This is a genomic window from Ferdinandcohnia sp. Marseille-Q9671 (assembly GCF_976954385.1).
The window spans coordinates 1,869,840-1,894,360 of sequence record NZ_CDRJTA010000001.1; the positions used below are offsets into that span (position 1 = coordinate 1,869,840).

Here is a 24,521-nt window from a genome sequence, read left to right on the forward strand (position 1 = left end):
GTTATTTTTAAAAGTTTCAGTATTTATATCGAAAAAATAATGCATGCGGTTGAAATAGCAGCTGAAATGAAAAAAGTAGCTTTTAATTTCGGGTAGCTACTTTTCTATCGATTTTATTTGGGTTCTATACGTTTTATTTCGTTTCTATCGATTTTAGCAGGTTATCACCTCGAAAAAAGAGGCATATCCTACCAATCCTACTTAAAACCTCACGCCCACACATCCCCTACTTCCGCCAATCTTATAGCACCATATGCACCAGCTGTGTTCCCTAGTTGGCCCCTAATAACAGGGATCGTTTCAATACCTGGTGCGGAGTAGGCTATGAAGCTTTCCTTTAACTTTTCTTCATATAAATCAAATGCGTCACTAAGCCCCCCACTTATAATAATGACCTCGGGATCGAGTGTACTGGCAATTGAAGCTAGTCCAACCCCTAATAGATGACCGACTTTCCCAAGTATCTTCAAGCATCGTCCATCCCCTTGTCTCGCCCTTCTACCAATTTCATGTGGGCTTAAGGGTGGAAATTGCTCTTGCCCCATTGATGCCAACGCCGTACCGGAGGCATGTCTTTCTAGGAAGCCGTGATTTTGATCAGGAGGTTCATGCATGTTCAGGTTAGTCCAACCAAATGCTCCTGCAGCACCTCGCCTCCCTTTTACTAATTTTCCACTAACCATAATTGCTCCACCAATACCAGTACCAATGCACATCAACACAGCATCTGTCCTACCGTGACCTGCACCTTTCCACATTTCCCCCAACAACGACATTTGGGCATCATTCCCGAGAAAAAGTGGTGAGCCTACTAAAGTCGCAATATCTTTTTTTAGATTTCTATTTTCTAAGTAAGGGATATTGGGTGCCCAATTCACTATTTCTTCTGTGAACGTTGCAGGAATTCCCAACCCAACACCCTCGATTTTATGTCCAAATGTGACATTCTCAATACATTCTAGAAACGCCTCATAACTACCAGGTGTAGGGATTTTTTCCAACAGAGTTACCTTATTGCCATCCCCTACCGCAAATTGGAGTTTGGTACCGCCGACATCAATTCCTAAATACATATGTTTATCCCCCCTTTTGTGGGACAGGGTACCTGTCCCCCTGACCCACTTATCCTTTTATGCCGGTCATGGCGATTCCTTCGACGAAGAATTTTTGGAGCCAGATGAATAGGCAGATGCTTGGTAGGATTCCGATGGTTGCGCCTGCCATGACGACGTTTGTGTATTCTACACTTGTTGTGTAGGAGCGGAGGCTGTTTAAGGCTAGGACAACTGTGTTCATTTCTGGTGTTTGCACGATGGTAAGTGGCCACAGAAAGTTGTTCCATTGAAAAACGAAGGCAAACAGCACTAATGCAGATGCAGCAGGTTTTAACAGTGGCACGATTACCTTCCAGAGCACTTTCCATTCGGATGCACCGTCTAGTTTTGCTGCTTCGATTAAGTCATCAGGTATCCCCTCGATAAACTGCTTCATTAGAAAGATTCCAAATGCATTCGCCATATTCGGTAAAATGAGACCAAACAGGGTGTTTACGAGATTCATACTATTTACCATGTGATACAACGGAACAATGAGAACAAACTGTGGCACCATCATAGTCGAGAGAACAATTACGAATAAGACATTCTTTCCTTTGAATTTGTATTTGGCAAATACATAACCTGCCATAATACTTGTGATCAGGATACTTACTGTCGCCCCTGTTGTCACTATAATTGAATTAAGTATTGATCTACCAAAAGGAATTAAATCAAAAATCTTTTGATATGCTTCAAACGACGGACTACCAGGCCACCAAACCGGAGGGAGTGCAGCGAGCTCTGTAGGTGTTTTTAAGCTTGAAACTGCCATCCAATAAAATGGAAAAATCATTATAAGTGAAATCAAAACCATCAATAGATATTTAATAAATGAAGAAACATATCCTTTTTGCTTCAACTGGTGCACCTCCTTTTTAGTGTTTTGCTCGAAATAGCCATAGTTGAACAATGGTAAATGCCAATACAATTACATATAAAACAAATGCCATTGCACTCGCTTGTCCTGCATTTCCAAAGTTAAAGGCCGTATCGAACATATGGTAGGACACAACATTGGTACTATTAGCTGGCCCCCCTTGGGTCAGAACGTAGATTGGATCAAATACCTGTAGCGTATTAATTGTCATAATAACTATTACAAATGCTAGTGACCGTTTTAAAAGAGGGAGAGTCAAAAAAATGAGTTTTTGAAAGGAGTTTGCACCATCAATGGAAGCAGCCTCATAATAGTCCTTCGGGATTTCCATCAGACCTGCTAGAACGATAATGACGTAATAACCTAATGTCTGCCAAATATTTAAAAGAATAATAGAAGTCATTGCTTGGTCAATCGATCCAAGCCATTTTTGTGGCGGTAAATGAAAGAAAGCTAATATTTCATTAAAAGGTCCATACATTGGAGAATATAAATAGCCCCACACAATCGCTACAGCAACTGGTGGAATGATATATGGAAGGAAAAGCAATGTGCGAACAAGGCCGTTTCCTTTTAATGTAATATTGTATAGAAAGATTCCCAACAACACGGCAAGCGGCACCATAAAGACAAGATTTAGTACCGAATATAGAAATGTATTCCCTAACGCCTTTTTAAACACATTCTGTTCAAAAATAGCTTGATAGTTTTTCAATCCAACGAAATCCATTTCTGTAAAAGACGTAAACATTGACCAATGGTTTAAACTAACCCATCCCGTTAATAGAATAGGGATTATGATAAAAATGGTTAGCAGGCCTACACCAGGGGTTAAAAAACCAATTGTTGCTGCTGAGTGAGGTTTTCTCATTACATCATCCCCTTTTTGATAAGAGAGAACTGCTGAATGCAATCCTCCCATTCCTTACTTTTTTACATATAGGCTAGTTACCGTAATGCTGTGACATTAAGTCTGACAACAACTCCTGGGATGTTTTGATTGTTTCTTCAACCGTAGCCTCCCCAAACTCCATTAACTCAATATTTTGCTGGAAGGTCGTTGTTAATTCATTGCCTCCAAGTACAATTGGGAAGCCTTTTGCATTTTTCAATTCATCCACATACGATTTCAAGAAAGGCGTGTTTAATGTTTCTTGATGAGCATCGATATCCGAATTTCGGCTTGGGATAATTCCCATTCCCATCAGGATATCACCCATTGCCGATGAACCATCTGCACCACTCTCATCAGAGTTTAGCCATTGTAAAAACTTCCATGCTGCCTCTTGTTGTACCTCATCAGACTTTGCATTTACAGTCGTTAACCATGAGTAAGACACGCTATGTGATGAGGAACCACTTGGACCAACAGGGACTGGAGCGGTTTTAATATGTTTGAAATTATCACCCATGCTATCCTGGAGAGCACTTTGCCACCAGTTTGCCATGATAATCATCGCCGTATTTTCATTTGCAAAGCTGTCTAGGTATGGACCTGTTGTGCTTGCATTTGCAGTTCCCATTGCAGGGTCTGTTGATTTAATCCCATTAATCAACTCATCATAGAGCTCCATTGTTTCCTTCGCTTCTTTAGAATCTAAAAGTGGCTTATGATTTTCGTCCAATAATTCACCACCATTAGAGTAGAGGAGCGACAACCACGGATGGACAACTCCACTGTTCCAACTATTTATAATCCCAATTCCTTGTTGCGTAATTCGGCCAGACGAGTCTGTTTTCGTTAATTTTTTGGCATAGTCTACTAACTCATCCCAATCCTTTGGTGGCCCGGAAAGACCGGCTTCTTGGAAAAGTTTTTCATTATAGTTCAATGCGTACAGATTCACTTCATTTGGATACCCATATACGGCGTTCTCAATTGTTATGGCGTTCGCAAGACCTTCAGGGTAATTTGCTTTTACATCATCTGCATTGTCTTGAGGTGCAGGTGCAGCGATTCCGTCTTTTACAAGCTGAGGCAACCAAAGATCGTAAATACTCGTTATCGTTGGTGCACCTGAACCTGAGGACTGAGTCGTTAAGGTTGTTAAGAGGTTTCCGAATGGAACAGCCCTTACCTCAATTTCAACATTTGGTTCAATTTCCTTGTATTTTTCAATCGCTGTTTTTAACTCCTCTACTTGTGGAGCAGCCCAATGCGTTAGGTAGGATATTTTCACCTTTTCATTTACATTGTCCCCGTCATCCTTTGATGTTCCTTCTGAACTACAAGCAACCATTGCAAACATTAACAAACCAATCAGAATTAAAAGTAGCCCCTTTTTCATCACTTTCCCCCCAGAATGTTTGACTAAAATCCTTTTCGAACAAGCTTCACAGTATAAAAAGTTTGATCAGCCCTCATGATGGAATGAACAAACTCAATCGGTTCATCCTGTGAGTACGACAAACGCTCGACACAAAAACCTGTCTCACCAAGGTCCACCTTTAAAAGCTCTTTTTCTTCTTCATCCAGTTGAACCGCCCTATATGTTTCGAGTGCCTGACTGACGATCACCTCATATTTTTCTTGAAGAATTTGATATAGTGACGTATTGTCTACGACATGATTCATTAATTCCGGGAACTTTTGCATGGGAAAATAGCTTGTTTGAATACCTAGTGGAATGTTGTCTGCTAGCATTAGTCGTCTAAAACACCATACTTTGTCACTTCTTTTTAACTGAAGCTTTGATTGAATGTTTTTTGAAGGGTTCATCCACCTTTTTGATAATAGGAGTGAACTTGGTTTCTTTCCCTTTCGTTTCATTTCTTCCGTAAAACTTAGGAGCTCCATTGTTTCATAGGAAAGCTCTGGGAGGGAAACGAATGTCCCTTTCCCCTGTTCACGAATGAGAAGGCCTTCCTCCACTAATCGTTCGAGCGCCTTTACCACGGTTATTCTACTTACATTAAACTGGGCACAAAGCTTTTGCTCTGTTGGAATTTGATAGCCTACTGGCCACTCACCATCATCTACTTTTTGTCTAATATAATCGGCTATCTGTCTATATAGTGGCAAACTCCCTTTTTGTTCTGCCCTCACATCATCTCCTCCTGCTAGTTACTTCCGTGATTTTTTCAAGCGCTCTCTGTACTCGATATAGACCTCCTGATTATGATTTTGGCTAATTCCTTCAACATTTGGTGATGCAAATGGTTTTACCTGATAATCTAGGTTTGCCAGTTCAAGAGCTGTCTCTGAAACAAGTGATTGAATAATAGCAATTGCAGATAATGTGGATAAGCCACCAACCTTGCCATTCACATTTGGAATTGGCACGACTGCATCCTCTGGTGTCACACCATTAAAAATAACCAGATCTGCTATGTCTCCTATCTTTTTGCCGCTGGAATGTGTGACCGGCTTGTTTTTATGATTTTCCTCTGATGTAATGGCAATCACATACAAGCCAGCCTCCTTAGCAGCTAGTGCTACTTCAACTGGTGCCGCATTTTGTCCGCCATGTGAAATGACAATTAACACATTGTCCTTATTCCACTCGTGATGCTGTAAAAAGACATTCATATACCCTTCTTGTCTCTCTAACCAAAGAAGCTCCTCCGCTCCACCAGGACCACTCACTGTCGTCCACATTAACCGCGGATCCATAATCGGATCAAACCCCACATATCCTCCATATCTCGGAAAACAATCCATCGTCGGAATAACAGAATGACCACTTCCGAACAATTGAACCCAGTTCCCGCTTTTGATGGTTTCTGCACACTTTTTCGCAGCTGCCTTAATAGATTCATTGTTTTCCTGCAATTGCGTCATTAACGTCCTTACCTCATTTAAAAATGTAACCTCACTCATTTCACATATCCCCCTAAAAATTCTTTTGTAATTGGCACCTACAAATTCCCCAGTTGCCCAATCGCATATTGATATATCCTTATTGCCATATTGATATGTCAAATTTGGAAGGAATAGTACTTTTGGCTTGTAATTTTTTTCTGGGTCACTGGGGATGGGTCACGGGGACAGGCCCCTTGTCCCACCATATATTCCCAATAACTTTTCAACTCTGGCTGGTGATGAATACTTTGAAAGATAAACAGATGCAGGTGTGGGAGGGGATTGAGAGGCAAATGTGAAGAAGTGTATACGATATTTAAGTGGCAGACTATATGTTTGAACTCAATCAGTCATAGCAACTTCATACAGCAAGCTAACAAAAAATAGTAGCTCGAAATCCTCTCGGAGGGGTTAGGATGGCTACCTTTCTATCGATACTATAGGGAGTCTATCGGTTTTATTTTTGTTCTATCGATTTTATTTTATATCTATCCGTTTTATTTTCGCTCTATCGACTTTATCTTGGTTCTATCGATTTTAGCAGGGCAATCTCTTCCAATAAAAAAAACGGCGTACCCCCAATTCAGAGGTACACCGCTATTCTCATTTCCCGCAGCACTTCTTATACTTTTTACCACTACCGCAAGGACATGGATCATTGCGACCTACCTTCTGTTCCTTCTGAACTGGTTGGTCGTTCATTTCCTTACTCATCGCCTCTCTTCTCCACGTTACTAAATGAGGATGGTGTTCACCAATAATTGTATAGTAGCTGTATGCCACTTGTTCGATATCTACTAGGTTTGCTCCTTCATATGGTGATTCCATATGAGCTTCTATTTCTGGTAATGCGTCTTTGGTGAAGTGATGGGAGAGTGCTTCAATAATGATTTCCTTATCATCGTCTTCTGCTTGATGATAGGCTTTTTTCAACACTTGAACAGCAAGGTCTGTTTTAATGTTTTCTACAATAGACGAGGCAAAGATGACTGATTCTGATTTCATTACATATGGCGCAACCGCTTGGACCACCTCATCCGATTGTAACTGGATTAACGTAGCTGCTACTTCCTCTAACAAAATATCTTCATCACGGGTTAATAGACCTGCTAGAATTGAAATATACTTATCTGCTCCAAGCAAACCGATCATGTAGACTGTTAGGATCCCGTTATAGGAAAACCAGTTATTCTCCTCAAGCTCTTCAATTAAAACCGCATCGATCTCAACTTCTGTAATCCAACCCTTTTCAACCATACACTTCGCCAATTTTTTCGCTTTGAAGTACGGCTTTGCCTCAAAAAATCTGGCTTTTTCTAACTCAACTAAAAATTCTTCATATTGTTCAAATACTTCATCCTTCGTGCCTTTTTCTATAAGTTCATATAATTCCCATGTTTCATTTGGGATATATTCACCAATCTGGTCCCTATATGATAAAGCAAGTGCCGGTTCAACCTCATTTACTAATTTTACTCCAAAGTGCTGAACGTCCCTGTTCAACTTTGGAATATTCTCCAATAGAATCTGTAGTGCTTCTTCATTTATTTTTTGATGATCGATATAAAGTAAAATGTCAGATTGATTTTCTTTGTTCGTAAAAGCTGCTTTCACTAATTCTACAACCCATTCCTCGGGTACGGCAGGATAATCATGAAGCGCATGCAATACTGTTTGCTGAACCAACCTATCATTGGATAGTAGATGCGGTTTTATTTTTTCTAAAAATGGCATTGTTTTTGTCCTTCCTCTTATTATGTATCTTAATCAAAATAATAACAGATAGTCCATATAGACACCAAAAAAGGCTATCCCAAATACTTCAGGATAGCTCTAGCCGATACTCTTATTCAAATAGAGGACTTACTGCTTTTTCATTGTGAATCCGATCAATTGCGTCAACTAGTAGTGGAGCAACAGAGATTGTCTTGATTTTGTCGATTTGTTTTTCCTCTGGTAATTGGATGGTGTTCGTAATGACTAGTTCTTGAATTGGTGAATATTGAATCCGTTCAATCGCTGGGCCAGATAATACTGGGTGAGTACAGCACGCATACACTGCTTTTGCACCTTTTTCAATCAACGCATTTGCAGCTAATGTGATCGTACCAGCTGTATCAATTAAGTCATCAATAAGAATGGCATTTTTGCCTTCGATGTTCCCAACAATGTTCATAATCTGAGCAACATTTGGTTTTGGACGACGTTTGTCAATAAATGCAATCGGTGCATTCAGATGGCTTGCCAATTTTCTAGCACGAACCACTCCACCTTGGTCAGGAGAAACGACGACGACATCCTCAAGTCCTTTTGCCGTAAAGTATTCTGAAAGAAGAGGTACACCAAGTAATTGGTCAACAGGAATATCAAAGAAACCTTGGATTTGTGGAGCATGTAAATCCATTGTGACGACTCTCGTAGCCCCTGCCTTTTCCAATAGATTTGCAACAAGCTTCGCTGTAATTGGTTCACGAGAACGTGCCTTTCTGTCCTGTCTAGCATACCCGTAATATGGAATAACAAGATTGATGCTCTTTGCAGACGCTCTTTTTAGTGCATCAATCATGATCAATAGTTCCATGATATGTTCATTCGCAGGTTGTGATGTTGATTGTACTAAATAGACTTCACTTCCTCGAACACTTTCGTCAATATTAATGTGTATTTCACCATCACTGAAACGAGATACAGAGCTCTTTCCTAGCTCACAGCCTAATAGATCGGCCATTTCTTTTGCTAGTTTTGCATTTGAATTAAGTGTAAACATTTTAAAACATTCATTTATTTGATAAGCCACTATGAATCCTCCATGAACAATGTTAAAATACTCTACTTATAATATAACCCAATTTAGCAACATCACATAGTGTAAATCCGAAATTCCTCGAAATTTGTAAAAAAACCTCGTGAAATATTTTTAGGAATTCTAGTTCTCTGCGGTCCCCCATCGATTTTTACCCAAGATAAAAATTTCACAACAAAAATTCTTATCCCAAATTGTAGAAATAGAGGATTTTTTGTCAGTCATAACGAATTATTACTCTCTTGGAACTTTTTTACTGATTCGCTTAAAAGATGGAGGAATCACTATGAACGTGATTATGGACACGGAACGGCTGATTTTAAAGGTGTTTGAAGAAACGGACGTGGAGGATGCAAAGTCATTTTGGGGCGACCAGGAAGTAATGGAATATTGCCTCGGAGCCACTCCTCATGACCTTCTAGGTAAAGTCTTGGAGGCATACGCATCTTGCCATGAAACTAAAGGACTTTCCGTATATGGTGTAGTTGAAAAAGAATCTGGAAGGGTTATTGGTGCAGCAGGATTTAATGTGCCAACGACCGTCGAATCAGTCGAACTGCTTTTTCATTTTGCTAAAAGTGCATGGGGAAAAGGCTATGCATCAGAAGCTGCTGCAGCATGTGTTGAGGTCGCAAAACGACACCCCAACGTTAAAAAAATTCATGCATCCGCTGATCCCAATAATGCGGGTTCATTAAAAATTTTAGATCGCATTGGATTTGAGTATAAAGGGCTGAAATGGTTCGAGGATACGAATCAGGAAGAACCTTATTATGAAATGAACCTTGATTAATTGTTAATATAATGTAAATTAATATAATTTTATTGTTAATCGATAATATTTGTGTTAAAATCGATTAGAAATAATGTAACGAATAAATACGGTTCAATAAAAAGTAAGAGTTTCTTAAGAATTTGATTAGGCTTTTCTTAACTTTTGTTTTTTATAGTAATGACAGAGAGATTGAAGGAGATGATTATGTTGGGTGAAAAAACGATATATATTCTATTAACGGATACCGGTACGATTTTTACAAGATTGATAAAAACCTATACGAAAAAGCCCTATAATCACGCCTCAATCTCCTTTGATGAAGAGTTAGTTGAGGTTTATAGTTTCGGGAGAAAAACGGCGAATAATCCTTTTATTGGCGGATTTGTTCGAGAAGATATTCATTCTATTTTATTTAAACAAGCACATTGTGCCATCTATTCATTAACAATTACTGATGAAGAATTTCAAAAGATGTATCAATATATTGAAGATATTGCAGCTAAGAAGGATCTCTATCGCTATAATTTACTCGGTTTATTTGGTGTCATGTTTAACAAACCGATCAAACGAAAGAATGCTTTCTTCTGTTCGCAGTTTGTCGCTACCGTCCTCAAGGAAGGAAACGTCATCGATTTTGAAAAAGAGATATGTTTGGTTGAACCAAGTAACTTGCCTCATTCTGCAAATTTTCAATTGGTTTATGAAGGTAGATTACGAGATTATCCACGAGTCATGAATGAACGAGTTCATATTCCGTATCCAATGGTTCGGATTGGGATGTAAAAGAACAAAAGCCAAAGCGCGTTGAAAGTGAACGTCCACTAAAGACTGCCACGTCTTGTGGCAAACGCGGACGTCAGCACATCCTCGAAAATGCTTTGCATTTTCTTCGTGCGATGATTATGCTCTCGAAGCTTCCCTTGTCCTGTGCAAGTCTGACAAGTATAAGACAAGACGGCGAGAAGGTTGCTCTTTGACCTTCTTGACGGATTGGCTTATGACCTCGAGGGGCTAGGCGCTGGAGCTAGATGTAGATAAACTCATTTATAACTTATCAAAAGGTTGAATTTTATCATTTCCTAAAACAACAAAGAAAAGGCACCACATTTTTTGATGTGGTGCTTTTTGGCTTATAAAGGGATTTCTCTCTTTCTGATTGTAACAGTAACCTCTTCGTCGCAATAGCGAACTAGTTCAATAAGATTTTTTACAAGTGCATGGTGATAGATTTCACCGTTTTCTTTTGTTGAAACGGTTGGATCGCCTACCACTCCTACATTTATAGCACCTTCACGATAACCTTCTACATCACTCGGCACAAACACCGTATCTCCCTCAACGAATGGATCATGCTGTAGGAATTGATGTTTAGTATGAACATTTTTCACTGCCTTGTATGGATCACATAGATCTGGATACAGATAATACATATGTGATGTTTCCATTTCAGCAGCATGTCCCACACCGCCCGGTTCAGAAACCTTAATTTCCTTCCCAATTTGCTTTGCAATATAAAAAGGATCTGCTATTGATAGAAAGGCTCCTGTTTCATTTCGAAGCTTTGTAATCGCAATTTTTAATGGCGGTAGATTTGCTTCACGGTGCCCATTCAAGATGATAATTTTTTCAAAGCCATGATAGATTAAACTTTTGCAAATATCATAAACGAGGTTTGTTAGTGTTTCAGGACGCAGCGTGATAGTCCCTGGGAATGCCATATGGTGTGGTGCCCAACCCACCCAGTTTGGAGGGGCTACTAGTGTTTGTGTTTTTTCCCCAACCTCTTCTGCGACACGAAGTGCCACAAAAGAATCGGTCCCAAGTGGCAAATGCTTTGCATGTTGCTCAACACTTCCTACTGGAACGATAATTGTTTTCTTTTTTTCAAGATATTGTTCTACATCTTCCCATTTGTTTTCTTGCAGCCAAACACTCTTCAATCTACTCATCTCCTATTATTCCTTCGTAATAGTTTCCATATCATTTTCGTCTAAATACTCCCAACGACTTCTCGAATATAAGAAGTAGAAAGCAGTTAGCAGCACAAGCCAGCTAATCCCTATTAACAGCGGAAGTGTTTGAATATACGTTAGTATCCAGATTGAGCCTATCGCTGCTACTATTGCAAGTACTGGTATGTTTTTTACATTTACTGGAAAACGAAAGGCCGGTTTTAGATGTGGTTGCTTTACACGCACCACAATTAACGCAACGTTCATAAGTGCCATCATTAACCAGTTAGCAAACACTGCTGCTCCTACTGCTATTGAAATTGCTTTCCCATATCCCATCGTGGCCATAAGGGTGGTACCTAGGGCAATAATGCCTGTAAACACAGTTGCTGTTACAGGAACATGTGTCTTCGAACTTACCTTTCCTAAGAATGCAGGAACTGCTTTTTCTCTGGCAGCTGCAAAGAGCATTCGTGATGAACCTAATAAACACCCAACTGTTGACGTACCAGTTGCTGTCAATGCTGCAATTGCAATGAGAACAGCACCTACACCCGGAAGAACTGTTTCAACTGCTAATGACAGTGGAGCAGTTGATGCTGCTAGGGCACTTGGATCTGCTGCAGACACAACACCAAAACCAGTTAAGCAATATAACACAACGACCGTTACTAGTGATGATATCTGTGCAAGCGGAAGATTTCGACGTGGATTTTTTGCTTCTTCACCAAGCGTTAAGACTGCCTCTACTTGCATTTGACCAAACGCGATTAATGCTGTAGCCGCAAATACACCTGTCCACCCGTTTGGTAAGAAGTCGCTATGCATAAATGGACCTGATGGATTATGAAAAATAGTAATAATCGCGATGGCAAATAACGCGACTACTTGAATGATTGAAAATATGGTATTCACCTTACCAGTTGTCTTTATTCCGACTAGAAGCAATGCGGTAATCGCAACTGAGACGATAGGTGCCACGATTGTTGGAGAAAGTGATGGAAAAATAAAATTAAAATACCCAGCAAATCCTAGGTTTACTGCACCTGCCGCAAATGCAAATGATAAGAAGTATAGCCCTGAACACCATAATGCCAATAACCTGCCTAAGTCTTTATGTATTGGAGAAAAGGCAAATTTCGAATACGCATAGGATGCTCCTTCATATGGCCAGTTTGATGCTAGTTCTGAGTAACTCATACTTGAAAGAATGGCAATGATACCAGCGATTAAAAAGGCAACAAATAATGCAGGACCCGCTTGAGCAACTGCTGGACCTATTACTGTGAAAATACCTCCACCAATTAATGCACCAACCCCTACACTCCAAAGGTCGATGAAACCTAATCCGCGACTAAGCTTACCCGTTCCGGTAGAAATTGGTTGTTGGCTCGTTTGTAGATTCATATAAAACCCTCCATTTCACTATATGAAATATGTATTTCATATTTTTAGAATATTGGACCTATTATAAACTATTTTTCGCTAGATTTCACTTAATTTTTATAATTTTTCCTCAAAAAGAAAAACAGGTAGCCTCATTTGACCACCTGTTTCTTCAATTTATTAAAACTTTTGTTGTATTTTCATGACACATTCATGCAATCTCGTAACCAACGGTTCTAGTGCTTCTTGTTCGAGATTACGATCCATTCCTATTACACTTAGCGCTGCAATTACGGTATGATTGACATTAAAAACAGGGACAGCAATCGCAATGGTTCCCTCGTGCAGCTCACCTTTACTAATTGAAAATCCTTTTTCTTTGATTTCACGCAGTTCCGTAACAACCTTAGCATGGTCAATTTTCGTATACGGAGTGAAAGAGGTATATGAATAACTTTCAATGATAGATTGTTGCTCCTCAACCGGCAAAAATGCTAATAACACACGTGGACATGCCGCTGCATATAATGGCACTCTTCTACCAATCTGAGGATATACACTAAAAGGTGTTAACGCTTCAAATTGCTCAATATAGACTGCTTCATTTCCGTCACGAATGGCTAGTTGGACACTTAGCCCTGTTTCATTGCGAAGGGAAAGCATCTCTTGTTTTGCAAGTTCACGAATGTCAAAATGACTATTTACAATTTCCCCTTTTTCCAAAAAGGCCATACCAAGTTTGAACTTAAGCTGTCCCTCTTGGCTAACCCTTTTTATATATCCAAACTTCTCTAAAGAAGAAATCAGACGGAAGACCGTCGGTTTTGGGAATCCCGTTTTCAATGAAAGCTCTTCCAATGTTAAGGAAGGGGTTCTCAAATCAAAGCACTCAATCACTTGCAGCGCTTTTTCGACGCTACCATTTTTGCTAGCTACCTCTCTCATATCCATACTCCTTTTAGCACTTAGTAGTTTAAGTGTAACAGGAACAAACTAAAAAAGTCACCACCCGTTTCTCCATGTACAGGTAGTGACATACTCACATAATTTTTATAGTTGCTTAAAACACAATCGTCTTATTATTATCCACGATGACTCGGTCTTCTAAATGCCATTTTACTCCGCGCGCTAATACGCTTCGTTCCACGGATTGGCCGATTTTCTTCAATCGATCTACATCATCACGATGATCAACTCGGGCGATATCTTGCTCAATGATTGGACCTTCATCTAAGTCGTTGGTTACGAAATGTGAAGTCGCCCCGATTAATTTCACCCCACGCGTATAGGCGCGCTCATATGGCCTAGCTCCGACGAATGCAGGCAGGAATGAGTGATGGATATTGATAATTTGATTTGGATACGCCGCAACAAAGTCAGGTGTTAACACCTGCATGTAACGCGCTAATACAATCAAATCAATGTCATACTCTTTTAAAAGCTGTAATTGCTGTTCCTCCACTTGTTTGCGGATATCCTTGTTTGCTGGAATATAGTAAAAAGGAATTCCAAGGTTTTCGACCACGCTTCTCGCATCTTCATGGTTACTAACGACTAGTGCGATATCTGTCATTAAGTCGCCACTCTGCCATTCCCATAAAAGCTCATGCAGACAGTGAAGCTGCTTTGACACAAAGATGGCCGTCCTTTTCACGTTCTGCACGTTAAGTAACTTCCAAGTCATCGAGAACTTTTCTGCTACTGACCCAAAGGCAGTCTCCATCTCAGTTATACGTTCCGGTAACGCTGGGCAGTCAAATTCAATTCGAAGATAAAAGGTACCCTCTTCATGATGGGTTGAATATTGACTAGACTCAATGATGTTTGCCTCAAACGAATATAAAAACTGGGAGATGGCCATCACAATACCCGGTTGATCCGGACAACTCACAAGCAGCCTACCACGATTCTGATACTTGCTACGAAACTCTTCAATCTTCACGTTACTGTTCATTTTCATGCTCACTACCTCACATTAATTAATGAGAGATATTATAACAGTATCAAAGCGAATTGTCTAAAAACTTTTGTAGGTCAGTTGTGGGTCAGGGGGACAGGTTCCCTGACCCACAACTTTCACCTGGGTCAGCGGACCTGTCCCCGTGTCCCTAATTTGCCAGTTTCATGATAAGTAGTGCGACTAATGCGCTTCGTACAGGCATTTGTGAGATGAAGAGGTGTTCGTTTTGGGCATGTGCTCCGTCTCCCACTGGGCCAAGGCCGTCTAGTGTTGGCGCGAATTGAGAGGCAAAGCTACCATCGCTTCCACCGCCACTTGGTTGTTCCTCTAAGTCAAAGCCAAGATACTCTTTTGCTAAGCTCTTTGCTGTTTCAAACATTTGTCCTATTTCAGGTGTCTTTTCTAGAGGCGGTCGGTTGATGCCACCTGTCACCTCAATGGTTAATCCTTTTCTTGATGGTGTTACATTTTTTATTAATGGAATGACCTTGTCGAATTCTGCGTTATTTTTTACACGCAAATCGACTTCTGCCTCGGCTTCCGCTGCAACTACATTTGATGCACTTCCACCTTTGATAACCCCGACATTTAAGGTTGTTCCTTTTTCATAGTCTGTTAGTTCGTGTAAATACAAGGTTTGGCGAGCCAATTCCTCGATGGCACTGATTCCTTTTTCAGGCTCAATCCCTGAGTGTGCCGCTTTCCCTTTGACTTTGATCGTAAACATCCCCACGCCTTTTCGAGAGGTTTTAAGCTTCCCTTTGGTTGAGCTTGCTGATTCTAGGACAAGCACGTACTTGCTCTTTTTAGCTTCCTCTTCAATTAACGAGCGTGAAGATTCACTTCCGATTTCCTCATCAGACGTAAACAGCATAACTACCTTGGATTTCAAAGGCACGTTCAACGTTTGGAGGGCATGCTGTGCAAACAGTCCTTGCACAATGCCACCTTTCATATCAAAGGATCCTGGTCCGTAGAGCTTGTCTCCCTCGATCCGGAATGGCAGTTCGTCAAGTGTCCCTTTTGGCCAAACTGTATCCATATGCGCCAAAATTAAGATCTGGTCGTCACCCTCACCGAATTCACAACGCAGATGGTCCCCACGTTCTTCATTTTTAATAACCTCAACTGTTCCACCAACATACTTTTTATAAAGCTCTTGAACCAGTTTCCCAACTTCATCAACCATTTCCTTCTCATGCGATGGTGACTCAATCTCAACTAACCCTCGTAAAACCTCCACCATCTCACTTTCCTTACCCTTTAAAAAATCAACCAGCTGTCGCTCCATCATTCTGCCACCTTACTTGGGTCAGGGGGACAGGTTCTTTGTCCCACCATTTTTTACCAGGGTCAAGGTACCTGTCCCCCTGTCCCATTCTATTTATTGATCCGTTACTATAGCGTATTACAGCACTGAGACCCATGCTACTATTTTCGTAACATGGGAGAAAATTCCTTCAATTATTTATACGATGACTCTTGCCAAAAAATGTTCTAAGAATCTTGTTTTGCCTACTTGTGTGCAAACATGAATCTTTGGGCTTGCCTCTCGGTTAGGTACGGTTTTTCCGACCTCTTCACCCTCTGTCAGTACTTTTACGTTTATGTATTTCGTATTTACAAACGTTTGATCAATCGCAACGCCAACTGCAAGTGGATCATGGAGTCCACATCCACCTATACCTGGATTAGCGGATTCATAAAAGTCGAGGTAAAACCCAACCATGTCTGCAAAAAACGGTCCGATATCAGTTCCAGCATTTCTCCATTTTTCCACCTCAGTCCTTGGTAACAAGGTTTGCATTGTTACGTCTAACCCAACCAATGTAATCGGTAGCCCTGAATTTAGAACTATTTCTGCTGCCTCAGGATCGGTTATGATGTTTGCTTCTGCGTGAGGTGTTTTGTTTCCCTTAACATAGACAGCACCACCCATGATGACCACTTCTTTCACCAACGATACAATCTCCGGTGCTTGTTGAATCGCAAGAGCAAGATTTGTTAACGGTCCGACTGCGATAATACAGAGTTCATGAGGCTGCTGTTTCACTTGTTGGATAATAAAATCAATCGCAGACAACGACTCAACAGTTCTAGCAGGCTCAAAATCCAATACATTTCCTAAGCCATCTTCCCCATGCACAAACTTCGCAAAGCCTTTCCTGTTTTCGCGTTCTAATGGTTTGGATGCCCCCTGATACACAGGAATATTTTTATCAAGCTTTTCCAATACTGCCAATGTATTTCGTGTCGCTTCCTCTACAGAGACATTGCCAAAACACGTTGTGAGCCCAATGATGTCAAGCTCTGGAGAATTCGCAGCATACGATATTGCCATTGCATCATCAATACCTGTATCCACATCAAATATAACCTTTTTCATTGTATGTACCTTCTTTCTATTCTTTTAAAAAGTTCTCCGTATCTTCAAGAGTCGGCATCGACACTTGTGCACCTTGCTTTGTCACAGTTATCGCACCAACAGCGTTTGCGAATTCTGTGGCAGCTTGTAAGTCCTTTCCGTTAACTAGTGCAGTTGCAAGCGCACCAGCAAACGCATCCCCCGCTGCAGTCGTATCTACAGCGGAAACAGTGATCGGATTCACGAAAAACCTCTCATTCCCACTCGACACGAGAACCCCTTTGCTGCCGAGTTTTGAAAAAACAGTATGTACGCCTTTTACCAAAAGCACCTTACTCGCAGCTGTTGCAGAGTCTATGTCTGTGATTTTTGAATCTGTAATAACCCCTAACTCACTTTCATTCGGAACTAAATACGTCACTTTTTCATAAAGCTCGTCCGGTAATGTCCTAGCTGGAGCCGGGTCAAGCATGAACGGAACACTGTATTTATGTGCGATTTCTGCAACCGCCATAACAGTTTCTAGTGGAATTTCCAACTGTACCATTACAAGCTTTGCATCACGAATTACACTCTTGTGTTTTTTCACGTACTCCGGTGTCACATACTCGTTTGCACCTGGAGACACAACGATACTATTTTCCCCGTCATCGTTCACACTAATCAACGCCACCCCGGAAGAAACGTTAGGGATCTTCTCAATCGAATTCGTATCAACGCCAACATCCTCCAGGCTCGATAACAGCTGTTCCCCAAAGATATCCTCGCCAACACAACCAAGCATTGCAACCGATCCGCCAAGCTTGGAAGCCGCATACGCCTGGTTTCCACCTTTTCCACCATTCCCCATGAAAAAGCCATGCCCCAGGACCGTTTCTCCCCATTCAGGTCGGTTACTCACATTTACAACCATATCCACATTCAAACTGCCTATTACGACGATATCGGCACTCATTTATATCCACTCCCAATCTTTAAACCAAACAATAACTTATATAAAATATTATAAGACAAAATAACAAACAGTTTCAAAAATCGAAAAAATTTATGCCAATACTACACCGAATTTCTAAAACTACACCAGATTGACTTTTAAATAGTTATAGGCAGGGTTTCCCCTGCCTACTTTTTTAATCCCTTTCAAAGTCCAACACGACCGCTGTTGCCGCACCCAACGACTGAGAAAAAGGCTCTTCATTAAATTTTATATTTGTAAATGAATACGGAATCTTAAGTGCGTTTTGTTCAAGATAGTTTACTAATGATTGCTGAAATGATGGGTATTGATTATATGGGCTATCAATCACAATCGTACCTGGATTTAATAAATGAATAATATTGGTGAGTGAGGTGCCTAAATAAATCCCAAACGTTTTCATTTGTTCAGCTATCAGGTGTTCTGATTCTGCAGGCTTATTCTTCTCAAATCTCTCATCCATGTTGTCCAGCCAGTCTCGGAAAGCTTTCCTACTAATCAATTTCTCTAGACAACCTCGCTGACCACATCCACATAGAGGTCCATTGGCATCAACTGAAATATGACCAATTTCCCCGGATGTCCAGCTGTCTCCGTTCCAAATATGACCTTCTGTTGTAAAGGCTCCTCCTATTCCATCGCCAATTCGAATATAAAAGGAGCTACCTGAACCTGCATGGTCGCCTATTCCTGTCGAGCATAAAGAAGCCATGTTTACATTATTTTGTACAAGTATTGGTACAGATACAGTATCCTTTAACTGGTCTAGGACATGTATGTTTTTCCATCCCAGATTTGTAGAATGATAGACAATTCCTTCGTTAGAATTCACAATACCTGGAATGCCAATGCCAATGCCTATCACTTCAGGATGTTCGAGTATTAACTCGCCCACTATCTTCCGAATTTCCCAAAATACCTTTTCCCAGTTCTTGCCCTCTACCTCACAAAAACCACTAGCAACAGATTGCAAATAAAAATCTGTCACCATATATTCAATTCCATCATGATGGATTGCCATACCAATTGCTTTAAAAGCATTCTGATTTAATTCAATAACGATTTTTGGGCGCCCAGCCCTTTTTAGATCCTTTATTCCAACTTCCTTAATGATTCCATCCTTTACATATTGATCCACAATAAGGGAAATCGTATTTTTGCTAACCCCCATGGCTTTGGCCAGGTCTTTTCTAGACGTTTGCTTATAATGACGCAGCAGGGACAATACCCTTTTCTGATTTTGTTCTCGTAAAACTCCCGGGCCTCTCGTTTTCATTTCTCTATCCTTTCTTCATCCAGTCAGATACCTTATTATACCAATTAGCCCGTTATAATTTCTTGATTTTGTGCTTAAAACGAGAAATAAACTGATTATTCCATTCATCGCCACCTGTTGCATTCCCACTCTTCCAAATTGGGGGCTGAATCCCTTGCTCCACTAGTTTTGCAGTGGCTTCCATAGAAATAGAGTTTAAGATAAAGGCATTCACGAATGTAGAAACTGCTCCAACTTTTTGCTCTAGATTTTCTATTTCAATCACCGCGTCGCCCACATCAATCTTTGAATCAATCGCTAAATCAACCACATCATGTAGGTTTTGCGTGGAAGGATGCCTGGCTGGATGTTCTTTTGGTGTCTGACATGCATGCTTTTTCGAGGAGACACCAATCGTTTTCACTCCTAGCCGTTTCGCTTCTAAGGCCGCATCTATTGTTGCCGCATTAATTCCATATGCATTGATAATAAGTAATAGATCACCAGATTGTAAGCCATAATCCTCTAAGACTATCTTTCCATATCCAGGTGTACGCTCAATCGCCATGGAACGCATGGCTCCTCCACTTAATAACGTTCCCTCATCCAAGATAGCACTTACATGCATCAACCCGCCTGCACGAAAAAACAACTCCTGGGATGCTAGATTTGAGTGCCCCCCAGGTCCGTATGCATAGACAATTTTGTCTTCTTTGATGTGGTTGGCTACCACATCCGCAGCTTTCATGATATTCTCAGACTCTGTTTCAATTACGTGCTCCATATATTCCTTCACTTTTTCATAATATTCTAGTGCATACCTCATTCCTGCTCACCCCTTATTAGCTGTTGCTTTCCTATAGATAACTTTTCCTTCTTTTACCGTCTCAACGATTTCCACCCTTTCCTTACCAGTCTCAAATAAGATAAGATCTGCGGGAGCCCCTACTTGAAGGCCCAAAGACTGATTCATCTTCATTATCTTTGCCGGTAATATAGATGCCTTATCAATTGCAGTGGGTACATCTGTAACCCCCATCTCAACAATTCGGTTAACACCCCAGAGAATACTTTGAGCGGAACCGGCAAGTAGTCTAGGTTCGCCTTTTAAATGAAGACGACCTTTTTCAGTTAACGTAACCTCTCCCCCAACGGCAGCCTTATAGTCCCCCGGTGGTAAGCCTGCTAGTGCAACACTGTCACTGATGATGACCATTTTCTCTTTTTTTACCTTTTCAATTACCTTTAATACGGATGGAGGCAAATGAAACCCGTCTGCAATCACTGATGCAGCTAATCCATCCTCGGCTAATTGATCCCACAAATAGTTAGGATGTCTTGGTAATAACACATGCGCACCGTTGCCCAAATGAGTGGACATTCTCGCCCCAGCTTTAACTGCATTTTGAATCTGTTTTGAGTTGGCATCTGTATGACCAATCGAAATAAGAACACCTGCGTCCGTAGCCATTTTAATAAATTCCTCCGCATTGTCCCATTCTGGCGATAGAGTCATGATGTTAACTAAGCCATTAGAGCGCTCATGGAGGGTTTTGAAAAACTGCCAATCAGGTGACTGAATATACTTCTGATTATGCGCACCTCTGGGGCCATCCTCTCTTGATAAAAATGGACCTTCAACATGAATCCCTGCAATCATTTGCCGAACTAATTTATTAGAAGCAACTGCACTGGCAATAACTCCAACAAGTTTCAATATATTTTCATTAGAGTTTGTAATAATCGTTGGGAAAAATGATGTTACACCCTGTTCAGCTAACTGAATACATACCGTTTCTATATCTATTTCACTAATAGTAAGAGAATTAAAATCAATACCCATATAGCCATTCACTTGTAAATCTACAAATCCCGGAGCAATATATGTTTCACTTTCTACATCGGCATACTCTACTGATTGGATGACACCATTATGGACCTCAATCCGAACCCCTGTATTTTCTTTATAATGAATTCCCTGAACGGTGGTTGTACTACTCTCCATGTTTTTCAATCCCGAATGAATCTTGATCTACATATAGATAGGCATTTCCATGTGTGCGTAAAATGGATGCCGGACATCCTGTACTAATTGGGCCATTTAAGGTATCGTAGACAGCCTGTCGCTTCGTACTTCCTGGAACCATGCAGTACATTGACTTTGCCGAAATAAGAGTGGGTACCGTTAAGGTTAATGCATGAGTTGGAACCTCTTGCAACGATGTGAAGCAACCGTCATTTACTTGTTGCTGCCTACATATTTCATCCAATTCTACCTTTTTTATAACCTGTGTATCGCGAAAATCTGCAACAGGTGGATCATTGAAAGCAATATGTCCATTTTCACCAATTCCCAGACAAACGATATCAATAGGTTTCTCCTGTAGAAGTGCGCTATATCGCTCTATTTCGTTCTCATTCGAACTATCAATTAAATGAACCTCTTTAAATGGAACTCTTGAAAACAATCTTTCTTTTAAAAAGTTTTGAAAAAGCTGTGGTGCTTCCTTATCAAGTCCTACGTATTCATCCATATGAAACGCAATGATTTGTTGCCAGTTGATCCGATCATCCTCTAGTAAGTACTGTAAAAACTCATTCTGTGACGGTGCAGCGGCAAACACCATGGTGAGCTCATCTTGCTTTTGCTGAATTTGTACGATTTGGTCTGCGACATCACGTGAAGCACGCTTCCCCATTTCGTCACGCGTTTCAAACACAAAATATGTCAATTTATCCTTCTGGCCAGTTTCGATTACTGTCATTCTTAATCACCCTCTAAGTATGTTTTCAACTGCACGTTGTATCGTATTTTCTGTTTCTATGTGAAAAGGGGCAGGTAAGCCAAAGTAATAAATAAAGTCCTCCGCCTCATAGCCACCTTCCATTAGCTGTTTTTGGGTTGGAATATAGCCGATCATTCCGTTGCTATATCCAAGTACTATTGTATTTGAATCTATGTTTTGTATATGTTCAGCATATTCTTGAACCATTTCACCATTAAAAAAGACAAAACGAAGTGAATGCCCCACTTCCATGTATTGAATCTCCAAAAAAGTTTCCTTTTTTTCTTTCCAATAAAGTTCCTTATGTTCTCTCCAAATCTGCAAAACATCAGATTCTATCCCCTCATTAGGGGTATATTCTTCTTGAAAACGTAATGGGAGTTGAAAGCTACTCACTCCAATTTTGTCGCATAGTATTGTATCTATGTCACAATCGGAACTAGCCGAAATGATATCCTGCGCTAGTTTCTCTCCCACTTTTTCCATGTCTAGGAGGGTTCCCCTATAAAACTCATTGTCTTTTATTAAAGCCGGCCTAATATCACCACAGCATCCTTGCAAGAACCCAATTACTGCCTGTGGATATTTCCTTTTTACTATCGAGCAGCAAACTCCTGTATATTCAGCTGAAACAACATTTGCATCTGTTGTTGTTGGATGACAAGGAAAATAAATCAACATCCCCTTCTTTTTTTGTGTTCTCGTTTCAAACGTGATAATTGTTACGTCATTGTTTATTGGGATACTGGGATTTGGTCCCATTTTTATCTTATTTTCATGTAACACCCTACGGTATATCCCTATGTCACTCTTTGTTCTGCTCCTTGTGACTGTCACTGGCTCTTTGTTATTTATGGCAGATTTGATACATGTACCTATTTTCTCCTCCAATGAATCAATAAAGCTCTGTTCTGGGATCCCTAATAGACTCGTAAAAGAATCACTTGTTTGTGGACCGGAATGATTATGGGTCGCATGAAAGCAGATAGATTCTGGCTTAATCGAATATTCCTCAGTAATCCTACGCCTCCATGTTTTCACCCATTGATTATCCCACCAGATAACATCTCCAATTAGGAGTAAAAATGCATCTTTATCCTTCTCAAAATAATATGTCTTCAGAAAAAGGGGAGAATGAACCTCGGTTGCCTTTCCCTCTCTGTGGGCAAATCCCGCCAAAGAAACTGGTACCTCTGGTGTAATGTCGATTTCACTTGTACCAAGAAGTAACGTCATCATTCACTCTCCTCTATCAAAACAGCTTTAGAATTAAAATAAAGTTGCGCAGGATATGAAAGGGATCCTTAACCGGCAATGCTACTACCTTTTGTAAAGGCTCGCCTTGTCTATCCCTAATTTGTATCCATTCACCAATATTCTTGATAGGATTAGGAAACGTAGAAAAGCTATATTCAAAAAACGTTTTATACCACTCTAAAAATTGTTCATCTTTTGTTTTCTTATATAATAATAGCAATGTATATAAAGCCTCTGAGTGCGGCCACCACAGCTTTGTATCCCACGTATCTTGAATTAATTTTTCATATGGATCGTGCACAAGCCTGCCCTGTGGCTCCTTGCCATTATGATGAACAAACCGAAGCAGTCCTCCATGTTCATGGTCCCACCCTACTTGAATGGCATACAATGTTGCCTTAGAAAGAAGCTGCAGTACCTCCGCCTGCTTCTTTTCCTCCCATTCATGTAAGCTATGAACATGAAACCAGATTGATTCGATCGCATGGCCTGGATTCACGTGGTTCGCAAGTAAAGTATCTTCGTCGCTTTGATTCTTTGCCCGTAACTCAACAATTCTGCCATCCTCCTGTATGAATTCCTGTACAATGTTCTTGCTAATTTCGTTTGCTTTTTTCGTCATTTGTCTAGAGAACCTTTGCGCTGTTTCCTCTACCTCTTGCGCCACGTTCATCATAATCATCTGAATCGAATGTGAGGAATACCCCTCTGCAATTGGGTAAGGTTCTGTTCGGAAGTTGCCTTTTTCAATTCGAGTTTGAATCGATTCATACACCTTATATCCTTGCTCAAATGCAGCTTCATTCCCAAATACATCTGCATACTTATTGACTCCGAGTACATAAAAGCAATCTGCAAAGACACTAATGTCTTCTTGTCCTTTAATAGGTGTACCATCATGGGTTACGGCATATAGGACGTGGTTATTTTCCATGACTACATGGTTAACTAGGAAACGATATGTTTTATCCGCCATCTCCTTTAAACGACTTTTATTCAAGGCAAGTTTTTCACGGTCCACTAATCGGAATAGTTCCGCACATAACCAGAGAAACCGCCCTTGTGACCAGGTGTATTTATCCTTACTCACAAGTTGACTTCCGTCATTGGAGAAGCAGGTGAAAACGCCACCCGCTTCATCATCAAATGCCTTTTCCCAAAACGGCCAAAAATTTTCTTCGATTTCATTTCTATAGAAGTTTACTAGTTTTTGAGTTTCCATAACGAATC

General features: G+C 40.5%; 23 protein-coding genes. 2 read left to right on the plus strand and 21 right to left on the minus strand.

The window, feature by feature from the left end:
* Positions 1 to 209: 209 nt before the first annotated feature.
* The 8 genes from ACWNMY_RS09355 to ACWNMY_RS09390 all read right to left on the minus strand — a co-directional run bounded on the left by ACWNMY_RS09355 (position 210) and on the right by ACWNMY_RS09390 (position 8,543).
* Entirely contained in the window at positions 210 to 1,073 is an 864-nt protein-coding gene (locus ACWNMY_RS09355) for an ROK family protein (protein ID WP_449537959.1), read from the minus strand.
* 49 nt (positions 1,074 to 1,122) lie between these two features.
* A complete protein-coding gene (locus ACWNMY_RS09360) occupies positions 1,123 to 1,956 on the minus strand; it encodes a carbohydrate ABC transporter permease (RefSeq protein WP_449537960.1) in 834 nt (277 codons plus the stop codon).
* A gap of 16 nt (positions 1,957 to 1,972) precedes the next feature.
* Complete coding sequence (locus ACWNMY_RS09365; RefSeq protein WP_449537961.1) at positions 1,973 to 2,845, minus strand: carbohydrate ABC transporter permease; 873 nt, start codon at positions 2,843 to 2,845, stop codon at positions 1,973 to 1,975.
* Positions 2,846 to 2,918: 73 nt separating this feature from the next.
* Complete coding sequence (locus ACWNMY_RS09370) at positions 2,919 to 4,262, minus strand: extracellular solute-binding protein (RefSeq protein ID WP_449537962.1); 1,344 nt, start codon at positions 4,260 to 4,262, stop codon at positions 2,919 to 2,921.
* 23 nt (positions 4,263 to 4,285) lie between these two features.
* Positions 4,286 to 5,020 (minus strand): GntR family transcriptional regulator, encoded by a 735-nt coding sequence (locus tag ACWNMY_RS09375; RefSeq protein WP_449537963.1) that lies wholly within the window; start codon positions 5,018 to 5,020, stop codon positions 4,286 to 4,288.
* Between the two features lie 18 nt (positions 5,021 to 5,038).
* Positions 5,039 to 5,794, minus strand: coding sequence for a sugar isomerase domain-containing protein (locus ACWNMY_RS09380; RefSeq protein ID WP_449537964.1), 756 nt, complete (start codon positions 5,792 to 5,794; stop codon positions 5,039 to 5,041).
* A 585-nt stretch (positions 5,795 to 6,379) separates the two neighbouring features.
* Positions 6,380 to 7,510 (minus strand): YecA family protein, encoded by a 1,131-nt coding sequence (locus tag ACWNMY_RS09385; protein WP_449537965.1) that lies wholly within the window; start codon positions 7,508 to 7,510, stop codon positions 6,380 to 6,382.
* 112 nt (positions 7,511 to 7,622) lie between these two features.
* Complete coding sequence (locus ACWNMY_RS09390; RefSeq protein ID WP_449538428.1) at positions 7,623 to 8,543, minus strand: ribose-phosphate diphosphokinase; 921 nt, start codon at positions 8,541 to 8,543, stop codon at positions 7,623 to 7,625.
* Between the two features lie 322 nt (positions 8,544 to 8,865).
* Here ACWNMY_RS09390 and ACWNMY_RS09395 point away from each other — a divergent pair, with 322 nt between their 5' ends.
* Both ACWNMY_RS09395 and ACWNMY_RS09400 read left to right on the plus strand, forming a co-directional pair.
* A complete protein-coding gene (locus tag ACWNMY_RS09395; protein WP_449537966.1) occupies positions 8,866 to 9,372 on the plus strand; it encodes a GNAT family N-acetyltransferase in 507 nt (168 codons plus the stop codon).
* 186 nt (positions 9,373 to 9,558) lie between these two features.
* Positions 9,559 to 10,137: a hypothetical protein gene (locus ACWNMY_RS09400; protein WP_449537967.1), complete on the plus strand. Its 579-nt coding sequence runs from the start codon at positions 9,559 to 9,561 to the stop codon at positions 10,135 to 10,137.
* A gap of 347 nt (positions 10,138 to 10,484) precedes the next feature.
* Here the strand turns inward: ACWNMY_RS09400 and ACWNMY_RS09405 are convergent, their stop codons facing one another.
* The 13 genes from ACWNMY_RS09405 to ACWNMY_RS09465 form a co-directional block, all read right to left on the minus strand.
* A complete protein-coding gene (locus ACWNMY_RS09405) occupies positions 10,485 to 11,294 on the minus strand; it encodes a creatininase family protein (RefSeq protein WP_449537968.1) in 810 nt (269 codons plus the stop codon).
* Positions 11,295 to 11,309: 15 nt separating this feature from the next.
* Positions 11,310 to 12,713, minus strand: a complete 1,404-nt coding sequence (locus tag ACWNMY_RS09410; protein ID WP_449537969.1) for an APC family permease — start codon at positions 12,711 to 12,713, stop codon at positions 11,310 to 11,312.
* A gap of 159 nt (positions 12,714 to 12,872) precedes the next feature.
* The gene (locus tag ACWNMY_RS09415) at positions 12,873 to 13,637 is read right to left on the minus strand and encodes an IclR family transcriptional regulator (protein ID WP_449537970.1); all 765 of its coding nucleotides are present in this window, start codon (positions 13,635 to 13,637) and stop codon (positions 12,873 to 12,875) included.
* Positions 13,638 to 13,752: 115 nt separating this feature from the next.
* Positions 13,753 to 14,646, minus strand: coding sequence for a formyltetrahydrofolate deformylase (purU, locus tag ACWNMY_RS09420; RefSeq protein WP_449538429.1), 894 nt, complete (start codon positions 14,644 to 14,646; stop codon positions 13,753 to 13,755).
* Between the two features lie 154 nt (positions 14,647 to 14,800).
* Positions 14,801 to 15,943 (minus strand): M20 family metallopeptidase, encoded by a 1,143-nt coding sequence (locus ACWNMY_RS09425; RefSeq protein WP_449537971.1) that lies wholly within the window; start codon positions 15,941 to 15,943, stop codon positions 14,801 to 14,803.
* Positions 15,944 to 16,120: 177 nt separating this feature from the next.
* The gene (locus ACWNMY_RS09430; protein WP_449537972.1) at positions 16,121 to 17,038 is read right to left on the minus strand and encodes a nucleoside hydrolase; all 918 of its coding nucleotides are present in this window, start codon (positions 17,036 to 17,038) and stop codon (positions 16,121 to 16,123) included.
* A 16-nt stretch (positions 17,039 to 17,054) separates the two neighbouring features.
* The gene (gene rbsK, locus ACWNMY_RS09435; RefSeq protein WP_449537973.1) at positions 17,055 to 17,972 is read right to left on the minus strand and encodes a ribokinase; all 918 of its coding nucleotides are present in this window, start codon (positions 17,970 to 17,972) and stop codon (positions 17,055 to 17,057) included.
* 175 nt (positions 17,973 to 18,147) lie between these two features.
* A complete protein-coding gene (locus tag ACWNMY_RS09440) occupies positions 18,148 to 19,269 on the minus strand; it encodes an ROK family protein (protein WP_449537974.1) in 1,122 nt (373 codons plus the stop codon).
* A gap of 52 nt (positions 19,270 to 19,321) precedes the next feature.
* Entirely contained in the window at positions 19,322 to 20,074 is a 753-nt protein-coding gene (locus ACWNMY_RS09445) for a sugar isomerase domain-containing protein (RefSeq protein ID WP_449537975.1), read from the minus strand.
* A gap of 6 nt (positions 20,075 to 20,080) precedes the next feature.
* On the minus strand, positions 20,081 to 21,253 hold the full coding sequence (locus ACWNMY_RS09450) for an N-acetylglucosamine-6-phosphate deacetylase (protein ID WP_449537976.1): 1,173 nt from the start codon (positions 21,251 to 21,253) through the stop codon (positions 20,081 to 20,083).
* Positions 21,243 to 22,013 (minus strand): glucosamine-6-phosphate deaminase, encoded by a 771-nt coding sequence (locus ACWNMY_RS09455; protein ID WP_449537977.1) that lies wholly within the window; start codon positions 22,011 to 22,013, stop codon positions 21,243 to 21,245. The genes ACWNMY_RS09450 and ACWNMY_RS09455 overlap by 11 nt, the downstream gene beginning before the upstream one ends.
* 6 nt (positions 22,014 to 22,019) lie before the next feature.
* Positions 22,020 to 23,273, minus strand: coding sequence for a neutral/alkaline non-lysosomal ceramidase N-terminal domain-containing protein (locus ACWNMY_RS09460; protein ID WP_449537978.1), 1,254 nt, complete (start codon positions 23,271 to 23,273; stop codon positions 22,020 to 22,022).
* Between the two features lie 13 nt (positions 23,274 to 23,286).
* The gene (locus ACWNMY_RS09465) at positions 23,287 to 24,513 is read right to left on the minus strand and encodes an AGE family epimerase/isomerase (RefSeq protein WP_449537979.1); all 1,227 of its coding nucleotides are present in this window, start codon (positions 24,511 to 24,513) and stop codon (positions 23,287 to 23,289) included.
* Positions 24,514 to 24,521: the final 8 nt, after the last annotated feature.

Excerpts from the sequence above, each read along its gene's own strand:
- ACWNMY_RS09425 (WP_449537971.1), bottom strand. The coding sequence starts at position 15,943 with ATGGAGCGACAGCTGGTTGATTTTTTAAAGGGTAAGGAAAGTGAGATG.
- ACWNMY_RS09465 (WP_449537979.1), bottom strand. The coding sequence starts at position 24,513 with ATGGAAACTCAAAAACTAGTAAACTTCTATAGAAATGAAATCGAAGAA.
- ACWNMY_RS09390 (WP_449538428.1), bottom strand. The coding sequence starts at position 8,543 with ATGTTTACACTTAATTCAAATGCAAAACTAGCAAAAGAAATGGCCGAT.
- ACWNMY_RS09455 (WP_449537977.1), bottom strand. The coding sequence starts at position 22,013 with ATGACAGTAATCGAAACTGGCCAGAAGGATAAATTGACATATTTTGTG.
- ACWNMY_RS09415 (WP_449537970.1), bottom strand. The coding sequence starts at position 13,637 with ATGAGAGAGGTAGCTAGCAAAAATGGTAGCGTCGAAAAAGCGCTGCAA.
- ACWNMY_RS09430 (WP_449537972.1), bottom strand. The coding sequence starts at position 17,038 with ATGAAAAAGGTTATATTTGATGTGGATACAGGTATTGATGATGCAATG.
- purU (WP_449538429.1), bottom strand. The coding sequence starts at position 14,646 with ATGAACAGTAACGTGAAGATTGAAGAGTTTCGTAGCAAGTATCAGAAT.
- ACWNMY_RS09380 (WP_449537964.1), bottom strand. The coding sequence starts at position 5,794 with ATGAGTGAGGTTACATTTTTAAATGAGGTAAGGACGTTAATGACGCAA.
- ACWNMY_RS09370 (WP_449537962.1), bottom strand. The coding sequence starts at position 4,262 with ATGAAAAAGGGGCTACTTTTAATTCTGATTGGTTTGTTAATGTTTGCA.
- rbsK (WP_449537973.1), bottom strand. The coding sequence starts at position 17,972 with ATGAGTGCCGATATCGTCGTAATAGGCAGTTTGAATGTGGATATGGTT.
- ACWNMY_RS09460 (WP_449537978.1), bottom strand. The coding sequence starts at position 23,273 with ATGATGACGTTACTTCTTGGTACAAGTGAAATCGACATTACACCAGAG.
- ACWNMY_RS09445 (WP_449537975.1), bottom strand. The coding sequence starts at position 20,074 with ATGAGGTATGCACTAGAATATTATGAAAAAGTGAAGGAATATATGGAG.
- ACWNMY_RS09410 (WP_449537969.1), bottom strand. The coding sequence starts at position 12,713 with ATGAATCTACAAACGAGCCAACAACCAATTTCTACCGGAACGGGTAAG.
- ACWNMY_RS09395 (WP_449537966.1), top strand. The coding sequence starts at position 8,866 with ATGAACGTGATTATGGACACGGAACGGCTGATTTTAAAGGTGTTTGAA.
- ACWNMY_RS09385 (WP_449537965.1), bottom strand. The coding sequence starts at position 7,510 with ATGCCATTTTTAGAAAAAATAAAACCGCATCTACTATCCAATGATAGG.
- ACWNMY_RS09450 (WP_449537976.1), bottom strand. The coding sequence starts at position 21,253 with ATGGAGAGTAGTACAACCACCGTTCAGGGAATTCATTATAAAGAAAAT.
- ACWNMY_RS09355 (WP_449537959.1), bottom strand. The coding sequence starts at position 1,073 with ATGTATTTAGGAATTGATGTCGGCGGTACCAAACTCCAATTTGCGGTA.
- ACWNMY_RS09365 (WP_449537961.1), bottom strand. The coding sequence starts at position 2,845 with ATGAGAAAACCTCACTCAGCAGCAACAATTGGTTTTTTAACCCCTGGT.
- ACWNMY_RS09440 (WP_449537974.1), bottom strand. The coding sequence starts at position 19,269 with ATGAAAACGAGAGGCCCGGGAGTTTTACGAGAACAAAATCAGAAAAGG.
- ACWNMY_RS09400 (WP_449537967.1), top strand. The coding sequence starts at position 9,559 with ATGTTGGGTGAAAAAACGATATATATTCTATTAACGGATACCGGTACG.